General features: G+C 33.6%; 22 protein-coding genes. 12 read left to right on the forward strand and 10 right to left on the reverse strand.

The genetic code is table 11. The features are described 5' to 3' along the window. Positions 1 to 153: 153 nt before the first annotated feature. From ACGLWY_RS14625 to ACGLWY_RS14665, 9 genes are all read left to right on the forward strand, one after another. The gene (locus tag ACGLWY_RS14625) at positions 154 to 1,794 is read left to right on the forward strand and encodes a CTP synthase (protein ID WP_396620414.1); all 1,641 of its coding nucleotides are present in this window, start codon (positions 154 to 156) and stop codon (positions 1,792 to 1,794) included. A gap of 78 nt (positions 1,795 to 1,872) precedes the next feature. Then, entirely contained in the window at positions 1,873 to 3,768 is a 1,896-nt protein-coding gene (gene yidC, locus ACGLWY_RS14630) for a membrane protein insertase YidC (RefSeq protein WP_396620415.1), read from the forward strand. Positions 3,769 to 4,022: 254 nt separating this feature from the next. Continuing rightward, positions 4,023 to 4,727: a toxin-antitoxin system YwqK family antitoxin gene (locus tag ACGLWY_RS14635; protein WP_396620416.1), complete on the forward strand. Its 705-nt coding sequence runs from the start codon at positions 4,023 to 4,025 to the stop codon at positions 4,725 to 4,727. 243 nt (positions 4,728 to 4,970) lie between these two features. Continuing rightward, the gene (gene mnmA / locus ACGLWY_RS14640) at positions 4,971 to 6,158 is read left to right on the forward strand and encodes a tRNA 2-thiouridine(34) synthase MnmA (protein ID WP_396620417.1); all 1,188 of its coding nucleotides are present in this window, start codon (positions 4,971 to 4,973) and stop codon (positions 6,156 to 6,158) included. A 26-nt stretch (positions 6,159 to 6,184) separates the two neighbouring features. Further along, entirely contained in the window at positions 6,185 to 7,795 is a 1,611-nt protein-coding gene (locus ACGLWY_RS14645) for a S8 family serine peptidase (RefSeq protein WP_396620418.1), read from the forward strand. After that, complete coding sequence (locus ACGLWY_RS14650; RefSeq protein WP_396620419.1) at positions 7,796 to 8,737, forward strand: NAD(P)H-dependent flavin oxidoreductase; 942 nt, start codon at positions 7,796 to 7,798, stop codon at positions 8,735 to 8,737. Positions 8,738 to 9,212: 475 nt separating this feature from the next. Beyond that, entirely contained in the window at positions 9,213 to 10,589 is a 1,377-nt protein-coding gene (locus tag ACGLWY_RS14655; protein WP_396620420.1) for an MATE family efflux transporter, read from the forward strand. Positions 10,590 to 10,697: 108 nt separating this feature from the next. Next, positions 10,698 to 10,925, forward strand: a complete 228-nt coding sequence (locus ACGLWY_RS14660) for a hypothetical protein (RefSeq protein WP_396620421.1) — start codon at positions 10,698 to 10,700, stop codon at positions 10,923 to 10,925. A gap of 34 nt (positions 10,926 to 10,959) precedes the next feature. Next, positions 10,960 to 11,529 carry a phosphatase PAP2 family protein gene (locus ACGLWY_RS14665; RefSeq protein WP_396620422.1) on the forward strand — a complete coding sequence of 190 codons (570 nt, stop codon included), beginning with the start codon at positions 10,960 to 10,962 and terminating at the stop codon, positions 11,527 to 11,529. Between the two features lie 2 nt (positions 11,530 to 11,531). Here the strand turns inward: ACGLWY_RS14665 and ACGLWY_RS14670 are convergent, their stop codons facing one another. The 3 genes from ACGLWY_RS14670 to ACGLWY_RS14680 are packed head-to-tail and all read right to left on the reverse strand — an operon-like array spanning position 11,532 to position 14,982. Further along, positions 11,532 to 12,416, reverse strand: a complete 885-nt coding sequence (locus tag ACGLWY_RS14670) for a diacylglycerol/lipid kinase family protein (RefSeq protein ID WP_396620423.1) — start codon at positions 12,414 to 12,416, stop codon at positions 11,532 to 11,534. Beyond that, positions 12,413 to 14,395, reverse strand: a complete 1,983-nt coding sequence (locus tag ACGLWY_RS14675) for an LTA synthase family protein (protein WP_396620424.1) — start codon at positions 14,393 to 14,395, stop codon at positions 12,413 to 12,415. Before ACGLWY_RS14675 ends, ACGLWY_RS14670 begins: the two co-directional genes overlap by 4 nt. A gap of 32 nt (positions 14,396 to 14,427) precedes the next feature. Next, a complete protein-coding gene (locus ACGLWY_RS14680; protein ID WP_396620425.1) occupies positions 14,428 to 14,982 on the reverse strand; it encodes a DUF2911 domain-containing protein in 555 nt (184 codons plus the stop codon). A 164-nt stretch (positions 14,983 to 15,146) separates the two neighbouring features. On the opposite strand from ACGLWY_RS14680, the gene ACGLWY_RS14685 reads away from it, so the two are divergent. From ACGLWY_RS14685 to ACGLWY_RS14695, 3 genes are read left to right on the forward strand one after another with little or no spacing between them, the layout of a single operon-like run. Then, positions 15,147 to 15,698 carry an RNA polymerase sigma factor gene (locus ACGLWY_RS14685; protein ID WP_396620426.1) on the forward strand — a complete coding sequence of 184 codons (552 nt, stop codon included), beginning with the start codon at positions 15,147 to 15,149 and terminating at the stop codon, positions 15,696 to 15,698. Further along, the gene (locus tag ACGLWY_RS14690) at positions 15,682 to 16,263 is read left to right on the forward strand and encodes a hypothetical protein (RefSeq protein WP_396620427.1); all 582 of its coding nucleotides are present in this window, start codon (positions 15,682 to 15,684) and stop codon (positions 16,261 to 16,263) included. The genes ACGLWY_RS14685 and ACGLWY_RS14690 overlap by 17 nt, the downstream gene beginning before the upstream one ends. Positions 16,264 to 16,276: 13 nt before the next feature. Then, positions 16,277 to 17,779, forward strand: coding sequence for a hypothetical protein (locus ACGLWY_RS14695; RefSeq protein ID WP_396620428.1), 1,503 nt, complete (start codon positions 16,277 to 16,279; stop codon positions 17,777 to 17,779). 3 nt (positions 17,780 to 17,782) lie between these two features. On the opposite strand, the gene ACGLWY_RS14700 is transcribed toward ACGLWY_RS14695, so the two are convergent. The 7 genes from ACGLWY_RS14700 to ACGLWY_RS14730 all read right to left on the reverse strand — a co-directional run bounded on the left by ACGLWY_RS14700 (position 17,783) and on the right by ACGLWY_RS14730 (position 25,838). After that, entirely contained in the window at positions 17,783 to 18,577 is a 795-nt protein-coding gene (locus ACGLWY_RS14700; protein ID WP_396620429.1) for a cation transporter, read from the reverse strand. Between the two features lie 2 nt (positions 18,578 to 18,579). Continuing rightward, positions 18,580 to 19,482, reverse strand: coding sequence for a tRNA (adenosine(37)-N6)-dimethylallyltransferase MiaA (gene miaA / locus ACGLWY_RS14705; RefSeq protein ID WP_396620430.1), 903 nt, complete (start codon positions 19,480 to 19,482; stop codon positions 18,580 to 18,582). Beyond that, positions 19,475 to 20,326, reverse strand: coding sequence for an ion transporter (locus tag ACGLWY_RS14710; protein ID WP_396620431.1), 852 nt, complete (start codon positions 20,324 to 20,326; stop codon positions 19,475 to 19,477). Before ACGLWY_RS14710 ends, miaA begins: the two co-directional genes overlap by 8 nt. 25 nt (positions 20,327 to 20,351) lie before the next feature. After that, complete coding sequence (locus ACGLWY_RS14715; protein WP_396620432.1) at positions 20,352 to 22,307, reverse strand: DUF3857 domain-containing protein; 1,956 nt, start codon at positions 22,305 to 22,307, stop codon at positions 20,352 to 20,354. 101 nt (positions 22,308 to 22,408) lie between these two features. After that, entirely contained in the window at positions 22,409 to 23,773 is a 1,365-nt protein-coding gene (locus ACGLWY_RS14720) for an exonuclease domain-containing protein (RefSeq protein WP_396620500.1), read from the reverse strand. A 127-nt stretch (positions 23,774 to 23,900) separates the two neighbouring features. After that, on the reverse strand, positions 23,901 to 24,566 hold the full coding sequence (locus tag ACGLWY_RS14725) for a YggS family pyridoxal phosphate-dependent enzyme (protein WP_396620433.1): 666 nt from the start codon (positions 24,564 to 24,566) through the stop codon (positions 23,901 to 23,903). A gap of 33 nt (positions 24,567 to 24,599) precedes the next feature. Next, the gene (locus tag ACGLWY_RS14730) at positions 24,600 to 25,838 is read right to left on the reverse strand and encodes a DUF1015 domain-containing protein (protein WP_396620434.1); all 1,239 of its coding nucleotides are present in this window, start codon (positions 25,836 to 25,838) and stop codon (positions 24,600 to 24,602) included.

Here is a 25,838-nt window from a genome sequence, read left to right on the forward strand (position 1 = left end):
AAGTTAGTTGATTTTTTTTACAAAGACAAATTTTGAATAAAAAAATAGTTTTCTTACTAAAGCATTGTTAATAAACGCTCATTAAATAACTAAAAACTTATTCGGTAATAACTATTTTAATTTTGTAAATTTGCCTGCGTTTATAAGCGCAACATGACAACTACAGCAAAATACATTTTTGTAACCGGAGGGGTTACATCATCATTAGGAAAGGGCATTATAGCAGCATCACTTGCTAAGCTATTACAAGCACAGGGTTACAGAGTAACTATTCAAAAATTAGATCCATACATAAACGTTGATCCAGGGACATTAAATCCTTACGAACATGGCGAATGCTATGTTACCGAAGATGGGGCGGAAACCGATTTAGATCTAGGTCATTATGAGCGTTTTTTAAACGTACCAACCAGTCAAGCAAACAATGTTACTACGGGACGCATTTACCAAAGTGTGATACAAAAAGAGCGTCGTGGTGAGTTTTTAGGTAAAACAGTACAGGTTGTGCCTCATATAACCGATGAAATAAAAGAGCGTATTCAACTTTTAGGAAAATCGGGTGATTACGATATTATTATCACTGAAATTGGTGGAACGGTTGGCGATATTGAATCGTTGCCATACATAGAAGCGGTGCGTCAATTACGTTGGGATTTGGGTGAAGCTAACGGTATTGTGATCCACTTAACTTTGGTGCCTTATTTAGCTGCTGCAGGTGAGTTAAAAACCAAACCTACACAACATAGTGTTAAAACATTGATGGAAAGCGGTGTGCAAGCAGATATTTTGGTTTGTAGAACCGAGCATGATTTACCATACGATTTACGTAGAAAATTAGCTCTATTCTGTAACGTTAGGGAAGAGGCGGTTATTCAATCTATTGATGCTTCTACCATTTACGATGTGCCAAACTTAATGTTGGAAGAAGGTTTGGATAAGGTGGTACTTAAAAAACTGGGTTTAGAAAGTTCTGCTCCCGATATCACCAAATGGAACCAATTTTTAACACGTCATAAAAATCCAAAAACCGAAATCACTATTGGCTTAATTGGAAAATATGTTGAATTACAAGATTCATACAAGTCTATTTTAGAAGCTTTCATTCATGCAGGTGCAGAAAACGAAGTAAAAGTTAATATAGAGTCTGTTCATTCCGAATATTTAAACGAAGATAACATTAAACTTAAACTAGCTCATTTAGATGGGGTTTTAGTAGCACCAGGTTTTGGAGAACGTGGTATTGAAGGTAAAATTGATGCGGTTCGATTTGTACGTGAAAATAATATACCCTTTTTCGGTATTTGTTTAGGCATGCAAATGGCGGTCATAGAATTTGCTAGAAATGTGTTAGGTATTAAAGACGCCGATTCTACCGAAATGAGCCCCGATACCAGCAACCCCGTTATCGCTTTAATGGAAGATCAAAAAACGATTACCGACAAAGGAGGTACTATGCGTTTAGGCGCTTGGGATTGTGAATTGAAAATGGGAAGTGCGGTACGTGATATTTATAAAGCAGAAAACATTAAAGAACGTCACAGACACCGTTACGAATTTAATGGTAAATATAAGGAACAAATGGAAGCTGCAGGTTTGATAGCTACTGGTTTGAACCCTGAAACTGGATTGGTGGAAATTGTTGAATTACCAAGCCACCCGTGGTTTATTGGGGTGCAGTACCATCCAGAATATAAGAGTACAGTTGCCAATCCACACCCATTATTTGTGGCATTTGTAAAAGCAGCTTTAAATTATAAAAAGAAAAAGTCAAGTGTCAGAATGGCACAAAATTAATTTTGGATAGTTTATTGATATAGGGTAGTGCGTTTTATATACAACGTCAATCTTTTTTACTAGATACATAGAGAATACATGGAAGAAAAAAAATTAGATATTAATTCGATTATAGGTTTTTTACTTATTTTCGGAATATTAATGTACATGCTTTGGAAAAATCAACCAACGCCAGAAGAACTTGAAGCTCAGGAAAAAGCAAAGCAAGAACAGGTTGAAGCCGAAAGCAAAGCTAAAACACAGCAAGAAGCCAAAGTAACTACCGCTGAAGATTTTACAGTTGGTACAACCGATTCTCTCCAATTAGTGAAATTAAAAAGCAAATTAGGGGCGTTTGCTTATTCTGCTGCAACGGCATCAAAAGAAGAAACCGTTGTAGAAAGCGATTTGTTAGCTTTGAAATTCAACAATAAAGGCGGTTATCTTTCAGAAGTAAAACTTAAAAAACACACCGATTTTAGGGATGAGCCAATCTATATAATTAAAGATAATAACGCATCTTTTAATATAAATTTCGGAACTACAGATAGTAGAATTCTAAACACCAAAGATTTATATTTTCAGCCTACGGTAACTAAAAATGGTAACACGACTGTAGTTTCCATGAAACTAAAAGTGTCTGAAGCTAAGTTTTTGGAATACCGATACGAGCTAAAGGATGGCGATTATATGATGGATTTTACCATTCGTTCGCAAGGGTTAAGCGATGTTATAAATGGCTCGCAACCTATTAATTTAGATTGGAATTTAAAAACCTACCGTCATGCTAAAAGTATTTCTTATGAAAACAGGTATACCGAGGTGGTGTTTGAATATGAAGATGGTAAAGACGATTATTTAGGACAGGGTGAGTTATCTGAAGATACGGCAGAAGATATAACCTATGTAGCCTTCAAGCAACACTTTTTTACATCCATTCTATTGACAGATACCCCATTTAAAACAGGAACTTTCGAGTCTAGAAATCTTGTTAAAAACGAAGATGTGGATACTCTATATAATAAAGCATTTTCGGTAAAACTCCCTTTAGAACTTACAGGTGGAGAAATTAATAAATCTATGGATTGGTATTATGGTCCAAGTGATTTTAAAATTTTAAATAAATACGATAGAAATTTAGATGAGATTGTACCTTTAGGTTGGGGTATTTTTGGTTGGATAAATAAATACCTTTTCATTCCACTTTTTGCATTTTTGGGAGACTTCATGCCTTATGGAATTGCTATTATTGTAATGACCATTTTAATCAAATTATTATTGTCGTTTGTTCAATACAAACAATTTTTGTCGCAGGCGAAAATGAAGATTCTAAAACCGGAATTAGATGCGATTCGCGCAAAGCATAAAGACAATAAAATGAAAGCGCAACAAGAAACATTGGCGCTACAAAATAAGGCAGGAGCTAGCCCTATGGCTGGATGCTTACCAGCATTGGTACAATTACCAGTGTTTTATGCCCTGTTCCAGTTTTTTCCATCGGCATTCGATTTAAGACAGAAGAGCTTTCTTTGGGTAAAAGATTTATCATCTTACGATACTATTGCAGAGTTGCCTTTTAAAATCCCGTTTTATGGCGATCACGTTAGTTTGTTCCCCATATTAGCTTCTATTGCTATTTTCTTCTATATGCGTTTAACTACGGGCGACCAAATGGCGTCGCAACCAACACAAGAAGGGATGCCGGATATGGCAAAAATGATGAAGTATATGATGTACTTCTCGCCAATTATGATGTTGTTTTTCTTTAATAATTATGCATCTGGATTAAGTTTGTATTATTTCATTTCAAACGTAATTAGTATAGGTATCATTTTAGTGATCAAAAATTACATTCTTGATGAAGATAAAATTCATGCTCAAATTCAAGAGAATAAAAAGAAACCTAAAAAGGAAAGTCGTTTCCAACAAAAAATGAAGGAAATGATGGAGCAGGCAGAAAAGCAAAAACAAGTGCAACAAAAACGCAAAAAATAATTTATAAGCTGCCTTAATTGGCAGCTTTTTTGTTGAACTCATTTAAACTTTTTTGATTGAAGTGAAAAAAGTTTAAAGGAGTTCTATATATACAATTTGATACAAATAGTTTCGTTTAAAGATTATTCAGAAATAAAAAGAATTCATTTTGAAGTTTGTTCTATGAAATCGCCGTAACCGTAGAATTTGTTTGCAAAGACCGATGAAAATTGAGCGATTACATATAACCTTTAAAAGACAATAAATATTTATATATGAAAACAGCTTTTACAACCTTATTTATATTTATTAGTTTGCTCCTTACAGCACAAGAAATCAATCAATTTGATGCTAATGGCAAACATCATGGTATTTGGAAAAAGAATTTTGATGGCACCAATGTACTCAGGTATGAAGGCGCGTTTTTACACGGAAAAGAAATAGGTGTCTTTAAGTTTTATAAAAACATCAAGAAAAAAGCGGTACTAACAGCTACCAAAGAGTTTAATGAATCTGATAATAAAGCTTATGTGAAATTTTTTGCTTCAACTGGAAAAGTTATTAGTGAAGGACGTATGGATGGTAAAAAGTATATAGGCGAATGGAAATATTATCAAAAAACAAACAATGAGTTGTTAACCTTAGAACATTACAATGATTTGGGGAATTTAAATGGTGAACGTATGGTGTATTATGCCAACGGACAGATAGCAGAAAAAAAGACTTATAAAAATGGGAAGCTAGATGGTGTCTCTGTAGTGTATTCTGATAAAAATGTACTATTAAGTGAACTAATATATGTTAATGGCGAATTACATGGGTATGCAAAATATTATTCACCTAAAGCCGAATTAGTGGCAGAAGGCTTGTATAAAAACGATAAGAAGGTTGGTGTTTGGAAGTATTATGAAGATGGAAAATTAACCGAAGAGAAAAATTTTAGTGAAGTGCCTAAGTATCCAATTTTGATTAACGATTAACGATTAACGATTAACGATTAATGATTAATGATTAACGATTTTTGATTTACGATTAACCTCATAACCTCATAACCTCATAACCATATAACCTCATAACCATATAACCTTTAGTAGTATATAATTTATATCTTTGCATAATAATTTTTTAATAAATGAAACATCCATGTTAAAAATACTTTTAACACACAGGAGCATGATTATGGATGTAACATTTGACCGATAAAAAACAATAGATATAAACAAATGAAACGGGTAATTATTGGGCTTTCAGGTGGTGTAGATTCTAGCGTAGCAGCTTATTTGTTAAAGCAGCAAGGCTATGAAGTGATTGGTTTGTTTATGAAAAACTGGCATGATGATTCTGTAACTATTTCTAACGAATGCCCTTGGTTGGATGATAGTAATGATGCGATGTTGGTTGCCGAAAAATTGGGTATTCCTTTTCAAACGGTCGATTTGAGCGAGCAGTATAAAGAACGTATCGTCGATTACATGTTCCATGAGTACGAAAAAGGAAGAACACCAAACCCAGATGTGCTTTGTAATAGGGAAATAAAGTTTGATGTTTTTATGAACATAGCCTTAGAACTTGGCGCCGATTATGTTGCCACAGGGCATTACTGTAGAAAAGGCACTATTGAAAAAGATGGTAAAGAAATTTATCAATTATTGACTGGTGTAGATGATAATAAAGACCAATCATACTTTTTGTGTCAGTTATCACAAGAACAATTATCAAAATCCTTATTTCCTATTGGCGAATTAACGAAGCCTCAGGTGAGGGAAATAGCCATGGAACTCGATTTAGTAACTGCTGAAAAGAAGGACTCACAAGGACTTTGTTTTATTGGTAAAGTAAAGTTGCCCGATTTTCTTCAGCAGCAATTAAAGCCTAAAGAAGGTATTATTGTTGAGATACCCAAAGAGCAACCTATTTTTAGCGAAGTTGAACCGGAATTCGATTCTGAAGAAGAAAAATTAAAATACCTGTCACGAAAAATCGATTATAGAGTCGATCAAGGTAAAGTAGTCGGTAAGCATCAGGGAGCACATTATTTTACAAAAGGCCAACGTAAAGGCTTGGCTGTTGGAGGTACTTTAGAGCCACTATTTGTAATTGACACAAATGTAGAAGATAATATCATTTATACAGGTCAAGGTAAAGAGCATCCTGGATTACTGAAAAAGGCGCTATTTGTAACCAATGAAGAATTGCATTGGATACGTGAAGATTTAGCTTTACAAGTAGATGAAACCATGCAAGTGCAAGCAAGAATCCGATATAGACAACCACTACAAAAAGCCATTTTGCACAAAGTAGACAGTGGTATGTATGTTGAATTTGAAGCATTTCAGTCGGCAATAACCGAAGGACAATTTGTAGCGTGGTATTTAAATGACGAATTAGTAGGTTCGGGAGTTATTTCATAACTTGCTGTAAATTAAATATATTTGCAATGGAAAAAAAGCTACTTTTTTTAATGCTGTTGTATACCCCCTTTATTCTTTTAGCGCAGCAAGACGCTTGGGTGTATTTAAAGGACAAACAAGATGTAGCGAATTTAGTAGCAAATCCTACAACTATTTTAACTCAGAAGGCTATTGATAGAAAAAATAGGCACTCTATTGTTATTGATGCCCGCGACGTCCCAGTAAACGAAACATATATTTTGCAACTTAAAGCAGCTACAGGTATTACAGTTATGGCAAAATCTAAATGGTTTAATGCTGTTCATGTGAGAGGTAGTGAAATCGACATTAATAATTTGCTAACCAGCTTTTCTTTTGTGGACCATATTGAATTTGCCGACAAAAGTTTGAATGTTTCAAAAAAAATTCAGCAAAAACAGCAGTCGAAATTTGAGGAAACGTTAACCACTTTTAATTATGGTTCTTCTGCCCCTCAAATCCAAATGATTAAAGGGGATCAATTGCATTTGGCAAATTATACAGGCACAGGAATGACGGTAGCTGTTTTGGATGGTGGCTTCAAAAATGTCAATACCATGCTTGGTTTTCAACGATTACATGATGCGGGAAATGTTTTAGGTGATTACGATTTTGTAAAGAGGGATGATGATATTTATACTAATGCCACTGATAATCACGGAACATGGGTATTAAGCACTATGGCGGGTTACTTACAAGATCAATATGTAGGTATAGCTCCAGACGCATCTTATTATTTGTTTGTTACTGAAGATGATCCTACTGAAAATCCTGTTGAAGAAAGTTATTGGGTGGAAGCTGCCGAACGTGCCGATAGTTTAGGAGTAGATGTAATAAATACGTCATTAGGTTACTCTACCTATGATAATCCTAATTACAGTTATACGACTGCCGATATGAATGGGAATACCGCTTTTATTACCAAGGGTGCCAATATTGCTTTTGAAAAGGGCATGCTAATTGTTACCTCGGCAGGAAATTCAGGAAATGCTGGGGTTGGTGCTCCAGCAGATTCGCCAAATGTATTAACGGTAGGAGCTGTAGATCCTTCAGGTAATTATGCGTTCTTTAGTTCGGTAGGAAGCCCGATTCAACCTACACAAAAACCAGATGTTGTTGCGCAGGGCAAATCCTGTGCTGTAATTACAGATAATGATGTTGTTATAACAACTGCCGATGGAACGTCTTTTAGTTCGCCCATTATGGCTGGAGGCATCGCCTGTTTGTGGCAAGCCTTACCGAATAAAACAAATGCTGAAATTATGCAGTTGGTTCGAGAATCAGCGTCACAATATAGTGCACCCGATTATTTATTAGGTTATGGTATTCCTGACTTGCAATTAGCATTAAATTCAGCACTATCTGTTGATAATAATGCTGGGAATAATACTATAAATGTGTTTCCAAATCCAGTAAAAGACGTTGTTTATTTTAAACTGCCTACAAATGAAAATTATGTTGATGTTAACATTTTCAATATACTAGGGAAGCATCTTTCCCATGCATTCATTACCCCTACTAATAATCAAATAGATGTGTCATCATTATCAAATGGAATGTATCTTATCAAACTAGAATCTGTAAATACATCTAAAAACATAAAAGTAATTAAGCATTAAATGACCAACAGAATTACTCAATTATTTCAAATAAAACACCCAATAATTCAAGCAGGTATGATTTGGAATAGCGGTTGGCGGTTGGCGTCGGCGGCAAGTAATTCGGGTATTTTGGGACTTATAGGAGCGGGCTCTATGTATCCTGAGGTTTTACGGGAACACATTCAAAAATGTAAAAAAGCAACTAATAAACCTTTTGGGGTTAATGTGCCTATGTTGTACCCAAATATTCAAGAAGTCATGAATATTATAGTGGAAGAAGGTGTGAAAATAGTATTTACCTCTGCTGGAAATCCTAAAACATGGACTACTTGGTTAAAAGAACGCGGCATAACAGTCGTACATGTGGTTAGCAGTGTAAAGTTTGCCTTAAAAGCACAAGAGGCAGGTGTAGATGCTGTCGTAGCCGAAGGTTTTGAAGCAGGTGGTCATAATGGAAGAGATGAAACCACAACCTTGACACTCATTCCAATGGTTAAGGAACAACTTCAAATCCCATTAATAGCGGCAGGTGGTATTGCCACAGGTCGCGCTATGTTAGCAGCAATGGTTTTAGGAGCCGATGGGGTACAGGTTGGAAGTCGGTTTGTTGCCAGTAAGGAAAGTTCGGCACACAGCGCTTTTAAACAGCTTGTAGTAAATGCCAAAGAAGGCGATACCCAATTAACATTAAAAGAATTAGCACCAGTACGTTTAATAAAAAACAAATTTTATAACGATGTACAGGAGCTTTACAAAAAAGCACCAACTGTTGAGGAACTTAAAACATTACTAGGTAGGGCACGTGCCAAAAAGGGCATGTTTGAAGGCGATTTAGAAGAAGGAGAACTTGAAATAGGTCAAATTTCCGGGTTAATACATGATATAAAACCTGTAGCTCAAATAGTTGAAGATATGTTGCTTGAATTTAATTTAGCTAAAGAGCAAGTAGCACATTTATAGAATAAAAAAGGGAAAAATTATTTTTTCCCTTTTTTTGGATACCGAAACGATAAGCCCTAATATTTTAAATCCCCATAAAACAAAAGCCTAGTTGTTTCTAAAAGTGCTATAAATTCTTAGATAGAATGTATTTAAACTTCGCTAAGTTATAAAAATCTGTCAGTTCAAGCCTTCAATTTTATCATAAGTTATTAACATTTAAAAACTTTTACAATTCACTGCAAACACAGTGATTATGGCTTTTTAAAGAGATTACTAATTTGTGGCCTTGCTGTTTGTAATAATTAGTTACTTAGCAATTATCAGAACAGAAATGCAAATAGGTATTTGAATATCAATTTGTCATCATTTTGTCTATATTCTATTTGCTTTTAGCGAAGCCTTGAATTTTTAATCGGACACTCATGAATTTATTTGCCTAAAATGATTTTTTGAAAAATTGGTCTATGCTATTCCTAAAGCCTATTTTTGCAAAATGCAATTAAAAAACTATACCAAAGAATTTACATATAACTGGCAATTAGCGGCACCCGTTATGTTGGGTATGTTGGGACACACGTTTGTTAGTTTTGTAGACAATATTATGGTTGGTCAATTAGGAACTGCCGAACTTGCAGCAGTGTCTTTAGGTAATAGTTTTATGTTTATAGCCATGTCTTTGGGCATTGGTTTTTCTACAGCCATAACGCCTTTAATTGCCGAAGCCGATGCAGAGAAAAATTTTGAAAAGGGAAAATCTACATTCAAGCACGGGTTATTTCTATGCACGTTTATTGGGATGGCACTTTTTCTTTTAGTGCTATTAGCTAAACCGCTTATGCATTTAATGAAACAGCCTGTAGAGGTTGTTGAGTTAGCAATTCCATATTTAGATTTGGTAGCCTTTTCATTAATCCCTTTAATCATTTTTCAAGGATTTAAACAGTTTAGCGATGGCTTGTCTATGACGCGTTATCCCATGTATGCCACTATTGTAGCGAATATTTTAAATGTGGTTTTTAATTATTTGTTAATCTTCGGAAAATTTGGTTTTCCAGAAATGGGTATTGTTGGAGCTGCTTATGGTACATTAATATCTAGAATAATCATGGTTTGTCATATATGGTTTTTACTTAAACGAAAAGAAAAGTCGAAAGCATTTGTAACCCACATAAAGTTTTTTGTATTAAATAAATTAATGCTTAGGAGAATTTTAGATTTAGGTTCGCCCAGTGCCATGCAAATGTTTTTTGAGGTAGGGATTTTTACGGCAGCTGTTTGGTTAAGTGGATTGTTGGGCAAAAACCCGCAAGCAGCAAACCAAATTGCATTAAACTTAAGTTCCATGACATTTATGGTAGCTACGGGGTTAAGTGTAGCAGCTATGATACGTATAGGAAACCAAAAAGGCTTGAAAAATTACACCTATTTACGTCAAATCGCTTTTTCAATATTTTTATTGGGTATTATTTTAGCGTTTTGTTTTGCTGCCATGTTCTTTTTGCTGAACAACCAATTGCCAAGATTATATGTAGATTTTGATGATGCAAAAAACTTAGTAGATAATACGGAAGTAATAAAAACAGCCTCCAAATTATTAATAGCTGCTGCCATTTTTCAAATAAGTGATAGTATTCAAGTCATTGTTTTAGGAGCGTTACGTGGTTTGCAAGACGTTAAGATACCAACTATTATTACGTTTATTTCGTATTGGCTTATTGGGTTTCCTATTAGTTGGTTTTTAGGTAAAGAAACTGCTTTTGGAAGTTTTGGAATATGGTTGGGGCTACTTGCGGGATTAACGACAGCAGCTATTTTATTGTATATTCGATTTAATTATTTGACTAAAAAACTTATCAATACCAATGAATAAATATGATTAATATTGTTGACTGTTTTTACTTCAATAGCTAATAAATTATAACTTTGATTAATTAATTAACTTAAGTGCATTTTTGGCACTTGCAACTTATAACTTAAAATGAACCTTCCAAAATTTATACTTGGCGATAACACCGATTATCCGAACGCTATTTATGTGATTCATACCGAATTTCCTAGATTTATTATTAACCTTGAAGATGATGAGATTGAATGGTTTGAAGATTTTGATGACGAAGATGAAAAGGAATTACTGGTCGAAACCGAAAACATGATTAAACTGGCTACCGAGTTTTACGATAATGAAATTTTAAAATACGAAGAGTAATTGCGTACGAAAGTAAAACTCCAAAAGCATTAAAATGATTGAAAAACTTTTAGAATACGATACCAAGGTATTTTTATTTTTAAATAATTTAGGTTCGACAACTTGGGACGATTTATGGCTAAGTATAACACATGAAGTCACTTTTGTGCCTTTGTACGCTATTTTGTTGTTTTTATTATATAAAAAGTTTGGACTTAAAGCATTATTGGTTTTTATAGTTCTTGTAGCTTTAATGATAACGTTTACAGACCAGATTACCAATGTATTTAAGCGTGGTTTTCAAAGACCAAGACCTTGTGGTGAAGCAAATTTAATTGACCAGATGCGTTTTATTGCTGTGCGTTGTGGTAAGTATGGGTTCTTTTCAGGGCATGCATCAAACTCTATGGCAGCAGCCGTTTTTGCAGGCTTGATGTTGCGACCGTATTATAAAAACCTGATATTTATTTTACTTTTTTGGAGTGCTATTGTCGCGTATAGCAGAATTTATGTAGGGGTGCATTATCCGTTAGATATTGTTTGCGGTTTAACCTTTGGCGCCATAATCGGATTTTTATTTTATAAATTAGCGAAGTATCTTTTAAAAAGATTTGTTTCTGCCTAATTCTATAACCCTATGACATTTAAAGCTTTGTCGAGTACAGAAATCTCTAGGGTGTTATTTTTTATCATTAAGAATTCACCATCAATTTGGGTTTGAAATAAGCATCGTTTTTTTCGGATAATTTTAATACTTTTTGTTTGATGGATTTCAACTTCTTTTAAAATATGATGTTTTTTTATAAGCATGAGTAGCGTAAACAAAGCTATTTTAAAAACGCTTAACTTAGGAACAATAAGCACATCTAATTTGCCGTCATCCAACGACGCTTTGGGGGTTAGGCTTACGTTATAGCCCATTTGATTAGAGTTTGAAATGAAAATAAGAAACGGTTTTTGTTTTACAATTTCACCATTTAAGGTCGTTTCAACTTCAATAAGTTTATTCGATTTTCTTAATGATTTCAGGGTTGCTTTGACATAGCTGCTTAAGGTTCTTTTATTAGCGGTTTCATAATGTTTTATTACTTGTGCATCAAAACCAATGCCCGTGTTGCTAAAAAAGTAATGGCTGTTTAACTGGCCTACATCAATTTTTTTTACTGTTTGTTTTTTAATCAGAGCAAGTGCCTTATCCAAGTTTTTTGGAATGTTTAGATTAGAAGCTAAACCATTTCCAGAACCAATAGGAATAATACCTAAAATAATAGAGGAATTAACTAAGCAAGAGGCTACTTCGTTTATAGTGCCGTCGCCTCCACAAGCAACAATAACATTGGCATTTTCGGCTATGGAGTCCTGTGTTAATTTAATAGCATGCTTTTTATAACTCGTAGGCTTTACAACGATGGTAAAGTCCTTTGGGTTAAAATGTTTGTTAAGAAGTGCAAAATCTAGATTGTTATTGCCGCTTCCAGCTATAGGGTTTAGAATAAAATGGATATGTCTCACAAACTATCTTTTAATTTGAGACCGTCATTCCGATACAGATAATCTGCTGCTTGATAAAACGAAATGGTTTCTTCCAACAGATTTGTATTAATAGCTTTAGGTATCAAATTATCGTTGTCAGTTTCCCATTCATAATAATTAACAATATGTTGATCGCTTAAAATCATTAGTTGTTGGTCTTTTAAAAGCCCTAAATTTCGGTAGTTGCCTATAAAGGCACGCTCATCTTCCTTCTTCATTTTCATAATATCCAATCCGAATAAATTAGAAGTATAATCCCAGTTTAAAAGTGCAAATAGAGTAGGGAACATATCTATTTGTGAGCTTAATTTTTCTATTCTTAGAGGAGCTACATTTTCGAGGTTGAATATCATAGCAGGAATACGGTACTTGTCTATATTTAAACTCCAACGCCCGGCACTACTGGCACAGTGGTCAGCCATAATTACAAATACAGTATTATTGAACCAAGGTTTTGTTTTAGCTTGTTTTAAAAAATTGCCAATGGCATAATCGGTATATTTTATGGCGCCTTCCCTGCTTGTTCCAGAAGGAATATCGATTTTGCCTTCCGGGTAGGTAAAAGGTCGGTGGTTTGAGGTGGTCATTACAAAATTAAAGAAAGGTGTTTCAGTAAGATGTGCTTCATCGGCTTCTTTTAAAACTTTACTATATATATCTTCATCGCAAACCCCCCAAGCATTTTCAAAAGTTACTTCATCATCATCTATATTAGTTCGTTTTGTTTTGATGTTGGAATCTAACAAAAAACCTCTTCCTCTGTCGATAATGTTAAATCCGTTACCACCAAAAAAAGTGTTCATATTATCAAAATACCCATCGCCACCATAAAAGAAATTACGCTCGTAGCCCTGTTTTTTAAACACGTCTCCAATAGTAAATAAATCTTGGTTTTTATCGCGTTTCACAATGCTTCTGCCCGGTGTTGGTGGAATAGACAAGGTAATGGCTTCCATACCTCTTACAGTGCGTGTGCCCGTTGCATATAGGTTGGTAAAAAACAAACTTTTGTTTGATAGAGAATCGAGTGTTGGCGTTATTTTTAACTCGCTTCCTAATGAATTTAGATAAGAAGCACTTAAACTTTCAATACAGATAAAAATAACATTGGGTTTTTGTGCTGGATGTAAGCTATCGGCATGTGTTATAGTTCTATAAATCTGCTTTTCTTTTGGTTGCAAAAATTTGCTGTTTGGCGCGTTTAATTCCTGCTTTACATTGGCGAAAGCTTTATCTTCATCAATGGTGACATAAAACTCGGTATACGATAATTCGTTGCTTCTAAAGGCAGCAAAAAAAGAATAGATGCCTGTTTTTGCTAATTCGTTGTTGTATCTATTCTTAAACTGTTCGGCATCTTCATTTTTAATAAACAAGGCAAATATGGCAGCTATAGTAAAAATGACTATTGAAGGCATTAATTTTTCTTTAAATGCGGTATCGTTATTAAATGTTTTTTTGAATACACTTGTTTTTTTAGTAATGAACATTATTACAACCAGTACGCTTAAAATAGCACCTAATAATATAGGAATGGGGTACGATTCATTAATGTTTTTAACAACTTCATAGGTGTAAATCAAATAATCTACCGCAATGAAGTTAAAACGACGCTCAAATTCTTCCCAAAAAGTAATTTCAGCAAAAAAGGAGAAAAGGAAAACAAGAAGTGCAATCGCATAGGCTATATAGGTAACTATGCAATCAAAAATAGAACCATATAGTTTTTTGGGAATAATTAATAAATAAATAATGTACGGTAAGGCAAAAAAAGAGACCGTACCTAGATCGAATATAAAACCAATGAAAAAGGTTTTAAGCAAAATAAGTAAAGAAGCATCTATTTGTGAGTAATACCAAAACGTCAAACAAAACCTTAATAAAAAGGCAAGTAGCATAAATATTACTATAAATACTTTAAGTAATTCGAAACGTTTTGGGAAAATTTTATTCCACATATTTTTTTTATTGAAGAATAAATTCAAATAGCTTATTTAAGAGGAACAGCAATTTTTGTATCGTCCCAAGCCATAGTTAAAGCTAAACTATCGGTAGAATTATCAAAAGATATGGTAAATTGTTCTACTGGAGAATCTAATTTATTAACAGGTACTTCAATGTCTACAACATCATAGTTGGGATCCCACATGGGTTGCATTTCAGAATTTACACCCCATGAGTATTGTTTAGAATTAAAAAGTACTGTCCAGGTGCTGTCTCTAGGGACTGTCCATAATGTATATTTTCCGGCAGGTAAGGGGATGCCTTTTATTTCCAGATCTTTATTGGTTTCAAAGGTAGTTGCCTCATTGGCACCTGTTCTCCAAACCTGATTAAAAGGCACTAAGGCACCAAAAATCTCCCTTCCTTTTTTATAAGGTCTATTATAAAATACTTTGAGTTTTAAATCGTTTAGTTCAAACTTTACAGTGTCTTTTGGACTCAAACGTTTTTCAAAAATATTTTCAATAAAAGTAGAATATAAGAATAAGCCTAGGGCAACAATGGTTAATAGTATTAAAATGCGTTTTAAAAAGGTGTTCATAAATTGGCAATTATTTGGTAAATATACTTTAAAAAGTAAAGATTTCTAAAATGCAAACGTAGAATTCTTTAGTTTTGTTTCATTCGTTAAAAATATTTTTTGCAACATTCCACTTTTTTTGTCGTCTTTAAAATGAACTAACTAAAACCAAAAGTAAAATTAGCATGTTTCAGGTTGACATTATAGAACAATGTAAACAAAACAATCGGAAAGCACAACTGCAGTTATACAACCAGTACTGCGATGGTATGTATAGTGTTGCCAAACGATTTTTGAAAGATGCCGATGATGCCGAAGATGTGGTGCAAGAGGCTTTTATTAAAGCATTCTCTAAGCTAAATCAATACAAAGCAGAAGTTACTTTTGGTGCTTGGTTAAAACGTATTGTCGTAAATAAAAGTATCGATTTCTTAAAATCTAAAAAACAACAGCTTGTTGAATTAGATGAGGTGCACCTAAAAGTTGTAGATACTTCAGAAGACGACAAATGGTCGGTAGAAGACGCCATTACATTAAGCGATGTAAAAAAGGCAATTAATAACTTACCCGAAAAGTATCAGTATGTGGTCATGCTCTATCTTATTGATGGTTATGACCACCAAGAGATTTCAGAAATCCTAAATATTTCTGAAGTGGCATCGCGTACACAACTATCTCGAGGTAAAATAAAGTTACAAGAACTGTTAACACTTAAAAAAAATGGCACAAGATATTAGAGAGTTATTTAAAGAAGATGCAGCACAAACGCACGAAGAAATGCCAATAAATCATCAGAACAGGTTTCTTAAAAAGTTAGATGATGCATTTCCAATAGAAAATAAATCTAAATTTAATTGGGTAAAAATAGCGGCTAGTATTGTAGTGTTTTTGGGCTTGAGTTTTGGTGCGTACAATTTTTTAAAACAAGAAGTACCAATACCAAATAATACAATCGTAAATACAAATACTATTGAAACCAAAACATTGGGCGATGTGTCGCCAGGATTAAAAAAGGTTGAAGACTACTATTTAGCAAGTATAAATTTGGAGTTATCTAAAATAGAATACACACCAGAAACTAAAGATCTTTTTGATGGCTATGTTGTTCAATTAGAAGAACTTGATAAGGAATACAAACGTTTGTCGGTTGAATTGACCCAATCTGGTCCCAGTGAATTAACAGTCAATGCATTAATTGATAATTTGAAATTTCGTTTAAATCTATTGTACCGTCTAAGAGCACAATTAAAAGAATTAAACACTTCCGAAACCAGGGTTGACGAAGTAAAACAATCCATCTAAAAAAAATCAAAAAATGAACAGATCAATGATAAAAACAACGCTTTTTGTTTTAAGCTTTTTTGTTGTAGGTTTTTTGTTTTCTCAACAAAAACTAACAAAGACAGTACAATCTATTGATGTAAACAAAGATGTTAGCATCAATTTAAACACAAGTTATACAAACATTGTTTTTGATACTTGGAATAAAAACACCGTTGAGATAGAAGCTTATATCGAGGGCGAAAAACTAAGTGGTGATGCGCTAAAAAAAGCATTAAAAGACTGGCAGATTACCGTTGATGCTTCAAAAAGTGTCGTTTCTATTTCAACTAAAGGAGGTGATTCCAATCCATGGTTCCATAGTATTAATGGCCATGCTAACGATGCGGTACATGCCGTTTTAAAAGAATTAAAATTTGAGTTGGCAGATTTACCCGAATTGCCTGAACTGCCACCAATACCCGAACTACCCAGGATACCCGAAATGCCTGAATTACCAAATTTACCAGAAGGGATAAGTAACATGCAGTTTGATTATGACGCTTATCAAAAAGATGGTGAGAAATATTTAAAAGAGTATTCAAAGACGTTTGAATCTAAGTATGGTAAAGATTATGCCAAAAACATGGAAAAATGGGGTGAGAAATTCGGAAAGGAATGGGGCGAAAAGTATGGTAAGGAAATGGAAGCATGGGCTAAAAAGTTTGAAGGTAAATGGGGAGAAGAATACGGAAAACAAATGGAAGCTTGGGGCGAACAGTTTGCTAAGCGTATGGAACAGCAAGCGGAAAGACTTGAGAAGCAGCAAGAACGTTTGGCCATCGAGCAGGAAAAACATGAACAAATACGAGAAAAGCACATGCAAGAACGAGAAAAGCACATGCAAGAACGAGAAAAACTTGCAGACGAAAGACGTGTTTTAATTGAAAAAATGGTAAGTGAAAAATCGAATACAAATGTTAAAAAGACTATTAAAATAAAAATGCCAAAAGACGCTAAATTAAAAGTAAATGTAAAGTATGGTGAAATAGAATTTGCTGCTAATATAGATAACTTGAAAGCAGATTTGGCATATACCAAGTTTACGGCGCAAAGCATTAATGGAAGTTCTACTTCCGTTAATGCTTCGTACTCACCGATACATGTGGCCTATTGGAATTTAGGAGAATTAAACCTTAATTATTCTGAAAATGTAAAATTGAGTAACGTAAAACAATTGGTTTTAAATTCTAATTCTTCAAATATTACCATAAACAATTTGTTAGGAAATGCTATTATTAATGGAAATATTGGGGATTTAAAAATTTTAAAAATAGACGATGCGTTTACTAATTTAAATATTATTCTTGAAAATAGTAACGCTATCATTTCACTTCCTAAAATAGATTATAGTTTACAGTACAAAGGAAATCATAGCCGTTTTAGTCACCCTAAAAAATCTTCAAAAGAGACTTCAACAACTTTTTCTACAGGGAGTTTAAGCAGTGGAAAAAGTATTGTTGTAAATGCTAAATACAGCAATCTTACTTTCCAATAAGAACTATTTGCTAAGCTTTAGAATCCTAAAAGCACCTTGTATTACCAAAACAAAGACAACAGATCCAATGATTAAATCTGGCTTGTTGGAATTTAATAGATTTACCATAATACCCGCAGCTATAACCCCGAGGTTGATAATAACATCGTTTGAGGTGAAAATCATACTTGCTTTCATGTGGGCTTCGTCTTTGCTTTTTGACTTTTGTAGCAGATATAGGCAAATACCGTTTGCTATAAGGGCAAAAACTGAAACAACAATCATTGTTGTAAAATCCGGTAATTTTTCGTTTCCAAAAAAGCGTCTTAAAACTTCAACAAATCCTATAAAAGCCAGTGTTATTTGAAAATAGCCAGCAAGTTTTGCAATGTTCTTCTTTTTAATTAAGGAGCCACCAACAGCGATGAGGCTAAGCCCATAAACAAAACTATCTGCTAGCATATCTAAACTATCAGCAATCAATCCCATCGATTTTGAAATGATGCCCGTAGTTATTTCAATTAAAAAGAAACCAAAATTTATTAAAAGGACTGTGTAAAGTAGCTTTTTCTGATTTGTAATATCGCTAAATTCGGTTTGGTTACTTTGTTCGGATAAAAGTTTTTTGCATCCCAGATTTAGCTCCCTAATGGATTGCTCTATGTCATCAACGCCTCCCCAATGAAAAACGGTTAGTTTTCGGTTTGGAATATCGAATTCGAGGTGTTTTATGTTTGATATGCCATTTAATTTCATTCTTATTAAGTTTTCTTCAGATGGACAATCCATTTTAGTAATTTCAAAAATTGTTTTTTCCATTCTTAAATCGCTTCATTAATTTGTTTAATAATTTCTGAAACATCGGTCAAATAATCAAACCACAAGGTGTTTTCATCCCTTTTAAACCAAGTAAGTTGGCGTTTGGCAAAGCGTCTGGAATTCTTTTTTATTTCTGAAATAGCAAAATCGAGTTCCCATTCACCTTCCAAATAATTAAATAATTCTTTATAGCCTACAGTATTTAAAGCGTTTAATTCTTTAAAGGAAAGTAGGTTTTTGACTTCGTCTAGCAAGCCTTGTTCCATCATGATATCTACACGTTGATTAATACGGTTGTAGATGGTCTCTCTTTTTGCAGTTAAACCAATAGTTATGGTTTTAAAATGACGATTTACCTGTTTCTTCTTTAAAAACGAAGAATAAGGTTTCCCTGTGCCGATGCAAATTTCTAAGGCACGAATAACCCGATGTGGATTATCGATAGCGATTGTATTATAAGCAACGGGATCTAATTCTTTAAGTTGGTTTTGAAGATAGGGGAGTCCTTTGGTTTCTAAATGGGTATTTAGGGTTTGCCTGATGCTGTTATCAACTTCGGGAAAATAGTCCAAGCCTTTGGTTACGGCATCCACATATAAACCAGAGCCTCCAACCATAATGACGACATCGCGGGTTTTAAAAAGCTTGTCTAAACAGTTAAGGGTTTCTTTTTCAAAAGTGCCAACGCTGTAGTTGTCTTGAATGGATTTATGGTGAATGAAATGGTGTTTGGCAGCGGCTAATTCTTCTTTTGAAGGCGCTGCAGTACCAATGCTCATTTCTTTAAAAAACTGTCGGGAGTCTGCCGAAACAATTTCAGTATTAAAATAATTTGCCAATTTAATACTTAAAACTGTTTTGCCAATGGCAGTAGGCCCAACTATTGAGATTAGGTATTTAGACATCGTGTAATTTATGGCCACATTTATAGCAAAACTTGGCGTTATCTTTATGTTTTTCGGCGGAACAATTAGGGCATGATTGCGTATTAAGGTGTAATTCGGTTTTTTTAGGTTTTTGTTTTGTTTTGTTTTGTGCGGTATATTCAGCGGATACAATACCTGTTGGTACTGCTATAATACCATAACCTAAAACCATAATTAAAGAAGCTATAAATTGCCCCAATGGTGTTTGGGGGGCAATATCGCCAAAACCAACCGTAGTGAGCGTTACGATACACCAATAAACACTTTTTGGAATGTTTGTAAAGCCATTTTCTTCACCTTCAACCAAATACATGATAGTGCCTGAAATAACTGCGGCTATTACCACAGCAAACAGAAACACCAATATTTTAGCGCGACTTGCTTTTAAGGCTCTTACTAAATTGTTGGAAGCTCCTAAATAACGCACTAGTTTTAATATTCTAAAAACCCTTAATAAACGTAATGCACGTAATGTAGCCAAGGCATGCACACCTCCAAAAATTATTGAAATGTATTTAGGTATAGTAGAAAGTAAATCTACAATACCATAAAAACTAAAAATATATCGATAAGGCCTTTTTACCGTTATAATTCTGGCAATATATTCTATTGTAAATAAGATGGTTATTAGCCATTCTGAGATATTTAGTAGATCATGGTACTTGGCATCAATACTTTTGACACTTTCTAGCATTACAAGTAAAATACTGGCAATAATGGCAATTAATAAAACGATATCAAACAACTTACCAGCAGGTGTATCTGCTTCATAAATTATTTCATGTAGTTTTGTTTTCCAGTTTTTTTTTTGCTGCATGCCCATGACTTCAAAAGTAATAAATCTTTTATTACTTCTTTTTTATTAAGATAAAATTGGTTTGAACGTCTACGATTTTATTAAAGAATTCTTTTAAATAGGGATAATATTCTGGCTCGAAAACAGTTTCATTAAACTTAATTCTAAGCAGGAGACTTATTGAATTATCAGTTAAATTACTTGATAAAATTATTTGCCCTTTGCTATCTGGTAAATTTAAGGCAAGCTCTTCAGGTTTCTCTAAAATGGTATACGCTTCGTCAAAGTTGAGTTTAAAGGCATAGTAATAGGTGTCTTTATATCCAAAATCTATAGGATAAGTTCTTTCTTGAAGTTTAAAAGGATTTTCGTTAAAAAACTTCATTATAAATGGATTTAAATAAATATGGTCTCCCGTTACATGGTCTTCATATTCAATATCATAAGATTCGATAAATTCTGGACTTGTTTTGCCTTCACTTAATACCTTGTGATTGGAAATTTCAATATATGGATACTTATCATGAATTTTATTAATATACACATCCTTATTTGGATAATATGCTTTCCTTGAGTTTAATGCATGATAGCCTGTTTTTTTTCCATAAACATGGCCAGACATGTTTTCGTTGGCATCTAAATTTAATTCAATTTTATATTGTACGGTAGATGGTTTTTCAGGCTCAATATCAATCCAATCACTTCCTTTTTTAAAATCTAAAATACGCCCATAACCATTTAAGCATTTAAAAGGAATATCTCCAAAATTTAAGTATTTATCAGTAGCATCCAGTAAATAAGTTTTGTCATTAATTGTGACTTGTACTATTAAATAATTAAATTCTGAAATGACAGGGAATATTTTTGTAGCAAACCCATTGTTTCTGGTTGATAGTAAAATGGGTTTCACATCTATACCTGCACTTTCTAATAAATTGTGAAGTAAAATGTTTATGGACGAAATATTTCCGGATTTATTTTTAATAAGGTCTTTAACAGAAACCTCATGGAATATGCTATATTCATCATTCCAAGTATAGTTTTCTTGCACATAATTATAAATGCTTTGTGCTTTTTTTAAAGCATCGGTTTCATTTAGTATGTCATTACTTAATAAGTTTTCAGTATCAACGGATTTTGTGAGTTGTTTGCCAATATTAGCATCTCTTCTTAGTTCGCCATCAACCGTTTCCCAAGTTTTTGTATAGTTGTCTATAACGCCATTAAAACCTCTAAATATTTTTAACTCATACTCAATTCTTGCTAAATAGTTTGATTTACTTGTCATGTAATCTTCTTCAATAAAAGCAGGGATATTTTCCATCGCGTACACAAACTTACCGCAATGGGCAACACCTCCATTAAAGGCTCGTAAGCATTCTTTTTCTACCGAAGTGGTATTGGTTTTTAGTTTTCTGCCACCAACTAACTTGATATTATATTCATAATTACCAGGGATACTGGCTCGGTATTCGCTGTATAATTTAGGGATATCTTCTTGAAAACTCCAGCCCTTATAATTAAACATAAACGGCGAACTCAGGGTATAACTATAAGCTATTACTGAGCCTTCTTTAATATTGGGTAACGTAAATTTTACTAATGTATGGTTCTCATCATATTTTTCCTCAAAAATATCTTTTTTATCAATTTTGGTTGAAACGATAGTATTGCCGACAAGATTATAAGTAGTCGCCATGATGTTCTTAACAGATTGTGAAGCTTTACTGCTGTTATATAAATGAATGGCAATGGTGGCTTTGTCAAAACCTTCTCTATTTAAAATTTTAACCTTGCGTTTTATGTCGGTTTTAAGTTCAAAGTCGTCTGGATCAACATAACTATTTCCAAAATCGTATATAACTAAAGCGTTGGCAGTACTATCTCTTATAAAGGTTGAAGATTTAATATCGTTAAACTTTACATTATAGCTTTCTGGAAAGTAGTCTTCTTGTGAAAAACTTAATAAACTAAAAAGAATGAATAGGAAAGTGAGATTTTTTTTCATGGTTTTGTTGGCGTTTATCTTGAGCTTGTCTTGTCTTTTTCGCTTCAATCAAAAAAGTCAAGATGGGTCATTAGAATCTGTCCTAAATTTCTTAAAATTTATTAATCAAACAAAATTATTTTTACTCTATTGTTTTTTCGTAGATAACTTTGAATAATATGTTGGGTGTCTCTATTATTTTTCATGGGTGTAATAATAGATTCCAAAACCTCAATATTGTTTATTTGATAGTTTAAATTAAAAAAACCTAAACCTTTAAAAACCCCATTTTCAATTAAAATGGCACTATGTTCATCGATATCCCTTCCTTTATCAATAATCACCATGTTTTTGTTTTTATAGCTGTTTTTATTGATTAGCGCTTCAACGCGTTTGTTATAAGATTCGGCAGACTCTTTTTCAATACAGGCACCTTCACAAGCTTTAATATCGTAGTTAAAACAACTGGTTTTGGTTTTGTATAAGCCGGTTAGTTTTTGGCATAATTTATAATCTTCAACAGCTTTTGTTATAAAGCTTTTGCCACTTTGTCTGTTACTAAACGTTGTTATGGGGTTTTTACGGCCATCAACCACATCAATTTTTAGATTTATGTAATTGTTGTCATCTACAAAACTGTACAGGGCATGGGTAAAAACGGTACGCCTCAATGCCCTGTTATATATGGGTTTAACGCGTTTAATTTCTTCACTTTCCTTTAAAAGGGCAACAAGTTCACTACCGGTTGCTTCATAGGTTACAGCGGTAACATGTGCTTGTATTCTTTTTGATTTTTGATTGGTATTTGTAAAATGTTGGTTGATGCGTTTTTTTATATTACTGCTTTTTCCAATATAGATGATTTCTCCATCAGACTTATGAATGTAATACACGCCTGTAATAGAAGGCAGCTCATTAATAATATCCAAATGCCTAGGTTCAAGTTGAAGCTTTGGGTTCAATCGGATAGATTGTTGAATGATGCTTTTAGCAGTGTCTTTGTCTAAAAGCATTTGGAATAATTTAACTGTAGCTAAAGCATCGCCAGATGCCCGATGTCTATCTGAAACAGGAATTCCAAGTGAGCGCACTAATTTTCCTAAGCTGTATGATGGTTGGTCTGGTATTAAATCTTTGGCAAGTTCAACGGTACAAAGTGACGGACGCATATACTCAAAACCTAAACGACCAAACTCTGTACATAAAATACGGTAATCGAATTGTGCATTGTGGGCTACTAAAATGCAGTTTTCTGTAATTTCAACAATGCGTTTTGCTACCTCATAAAATTTAGGCGCATGGCGTAACATGTTGTTGTTAATCCCAGTAAGATTCACCACAAAGGGTTGTATGTCGCGTTCAGGATTAACAAGACTTATAAATTGATCTACAACTTGGTGACCATCAAATTTATAGATAGCAATTTCGGTTATGCCTTCTTCATTGTACTTACCACCAGTGGTTTCTATGTCTAATATTGCGTAAATTTGTTAAAAGTTAAAAGTTAAAAGTTAAAAGTTAAAAGTTAAAAGTTAAAAAGTTTAAATTTGCCTACAGCCTACAGCCTACAGCCTACAGCCTACAGCCTACAGCCTACAGCCTACAGCCTACAGCCTAATAATTCCGTTCTCCAAATATACTACTTCCAACGCGAATCATGGTACTTCCACAATCAATGGCTAAGGCATAATCACCACTCATTCCCATACTAATGGTTTCAGGCTTAAAGTTAAAAGATTCATGAGATTTTAAAGCATCAAAAGTGGTTTTTAACAACGAGAATTCTTTTTTAATTTGATTTTCATCATCGGTAAACGTTGCCATTCCCATAACACCAGTAACTTGTATGTTTTTTAATCTTGAAAATGAATCAGATTTTAATATGTCGGTAGCTTCCAAAGCTGTCATTCCAAATTTAGAATCTTCTGAAGCTATTTTAATTTGAAGCAAACAGTTAATAATTCGATTGTGTTTTTTGGCATGTTTGTTTATTTCTTCCAGCAATTTAAAATTATCAACCCCATGAATTAACTTGACAAACGAAGCCATGTACTTTACTTTGTTACTCTGTACATGCCCAATCATGTGCCATTCAATATCTTTTGGCATGACTTCATATTTTTCAACCATTTCCTGAATTTTATTTTCACCAAAAATACGTTGACCCGCATTATAGGCTTCCATTAAATCACTCACAGGTTTGGTTTTTGAGACAGCGACCAAAGTGACATGTTTTGGTAAAATGGATTTTATATGATTAAGGTTGTCTTGTATATACATTGCTATTTGTAAAGTTGTTTATTGCTTAGTTTTTTAGAATTCATAAATAGTAACTCCACTACGTAATTTTGGTTCTATAAACGTGCTTTTTGGTGGCATGGTTAAGTGGTTGTTGGCAATGGCTTTTAGTTCATCAACCGTAATGGGCACTAAACCAAAACCAACAGCAAATTCACCCGAATCGACTTTGCTTTTTATGGTTACTAAATCGTTTTTACCATATGAATAACTTATACGGGTATTATTGCGCACATCGGTAATGCCTAAAATAGGTTCTAAAACAGTTTTGTGTAAAATTTGAGTATCTAAAGCATCTAGGACTGTGTTGAATTGGTGATTGGTTTTCCGTAAAAACAACGAATAAAAATCACCATCCAGATACATGCTAAAATGATGTTTATGAGTAGGTTTGTATAATTCTTCTCCTCGTTTTTCAATACGAAAAATGGCATCGAGTTGAATTAAAAAGGCCTCTTTTGTTAGACCATTTAAATCTTTTACCAGTCGGTTAAATTCATGAATTTTTAATTCAGATTCAGGAATTAAATAACTCATAAAATAATTATAAGCTTCGGTCCCAGTGTGTTGGTCATTTTCAGATTTTAAATCTTCGGAAAGTAAGCAGGAAGAGGCGGAACGGTGATGGCCATCGGCAATATAAATAGTGCTTATCTTTTCAAACTCATGCCTTATTTTATCAATCAATTTGGCGTCTTTAAGTAGCCATAAGTAATGGGTGTCTCTAAAATGTGTTGTAAACTCATACTCGGCACGTTCTTTTTGCACTTCAGAAATGACAGTTTTAATAGTTGTATTATCAGGATAGGTAAGGAGTACAGGCTCTGCATTAAAACCAACGGTTTTTAAATAATCTTTAAAAATATTTTCACGATACTCAATAGTGTCTTCGTGTTTTTTTATAACATCGTTTTTATAATCTTCGGTGCTTGCGGCGGCAATAATGCCAGAAAAGGAATTACCATCGCGGTTAACAATTTTATAAATATAATAGCAAGGGTCCTTATCTTGAATAAAAATGGCATCTTCTTTAAACTCTAAATAGCGGTTTTTTACCAAATTAAAGCGTTCTTTTCCATGAATATTTTTATCGTACTTATAGCCTGGATTTACAATATGTAAGAATGAAAACGGATTGTATTCCAATCGTGCTTTTAGTTCCGCTTTTGAATAGCTTTGGTACGAGCGCGATGCTACAAGCCCAACTTTATCTCGGGTAGGTCTTACTGCTTTAAAAGGAATTATTTTTGCCAT

The organism is Mariniflexile sp. HMF6888, from assembly GCF_044335535.1.
In the GTDB taxonomy this organism is placed as follows: Bacteria; Bacteroidota; Bacteroidia; order Flavobacteriales; family Flavobacteriaceae; genus Mariniflexile.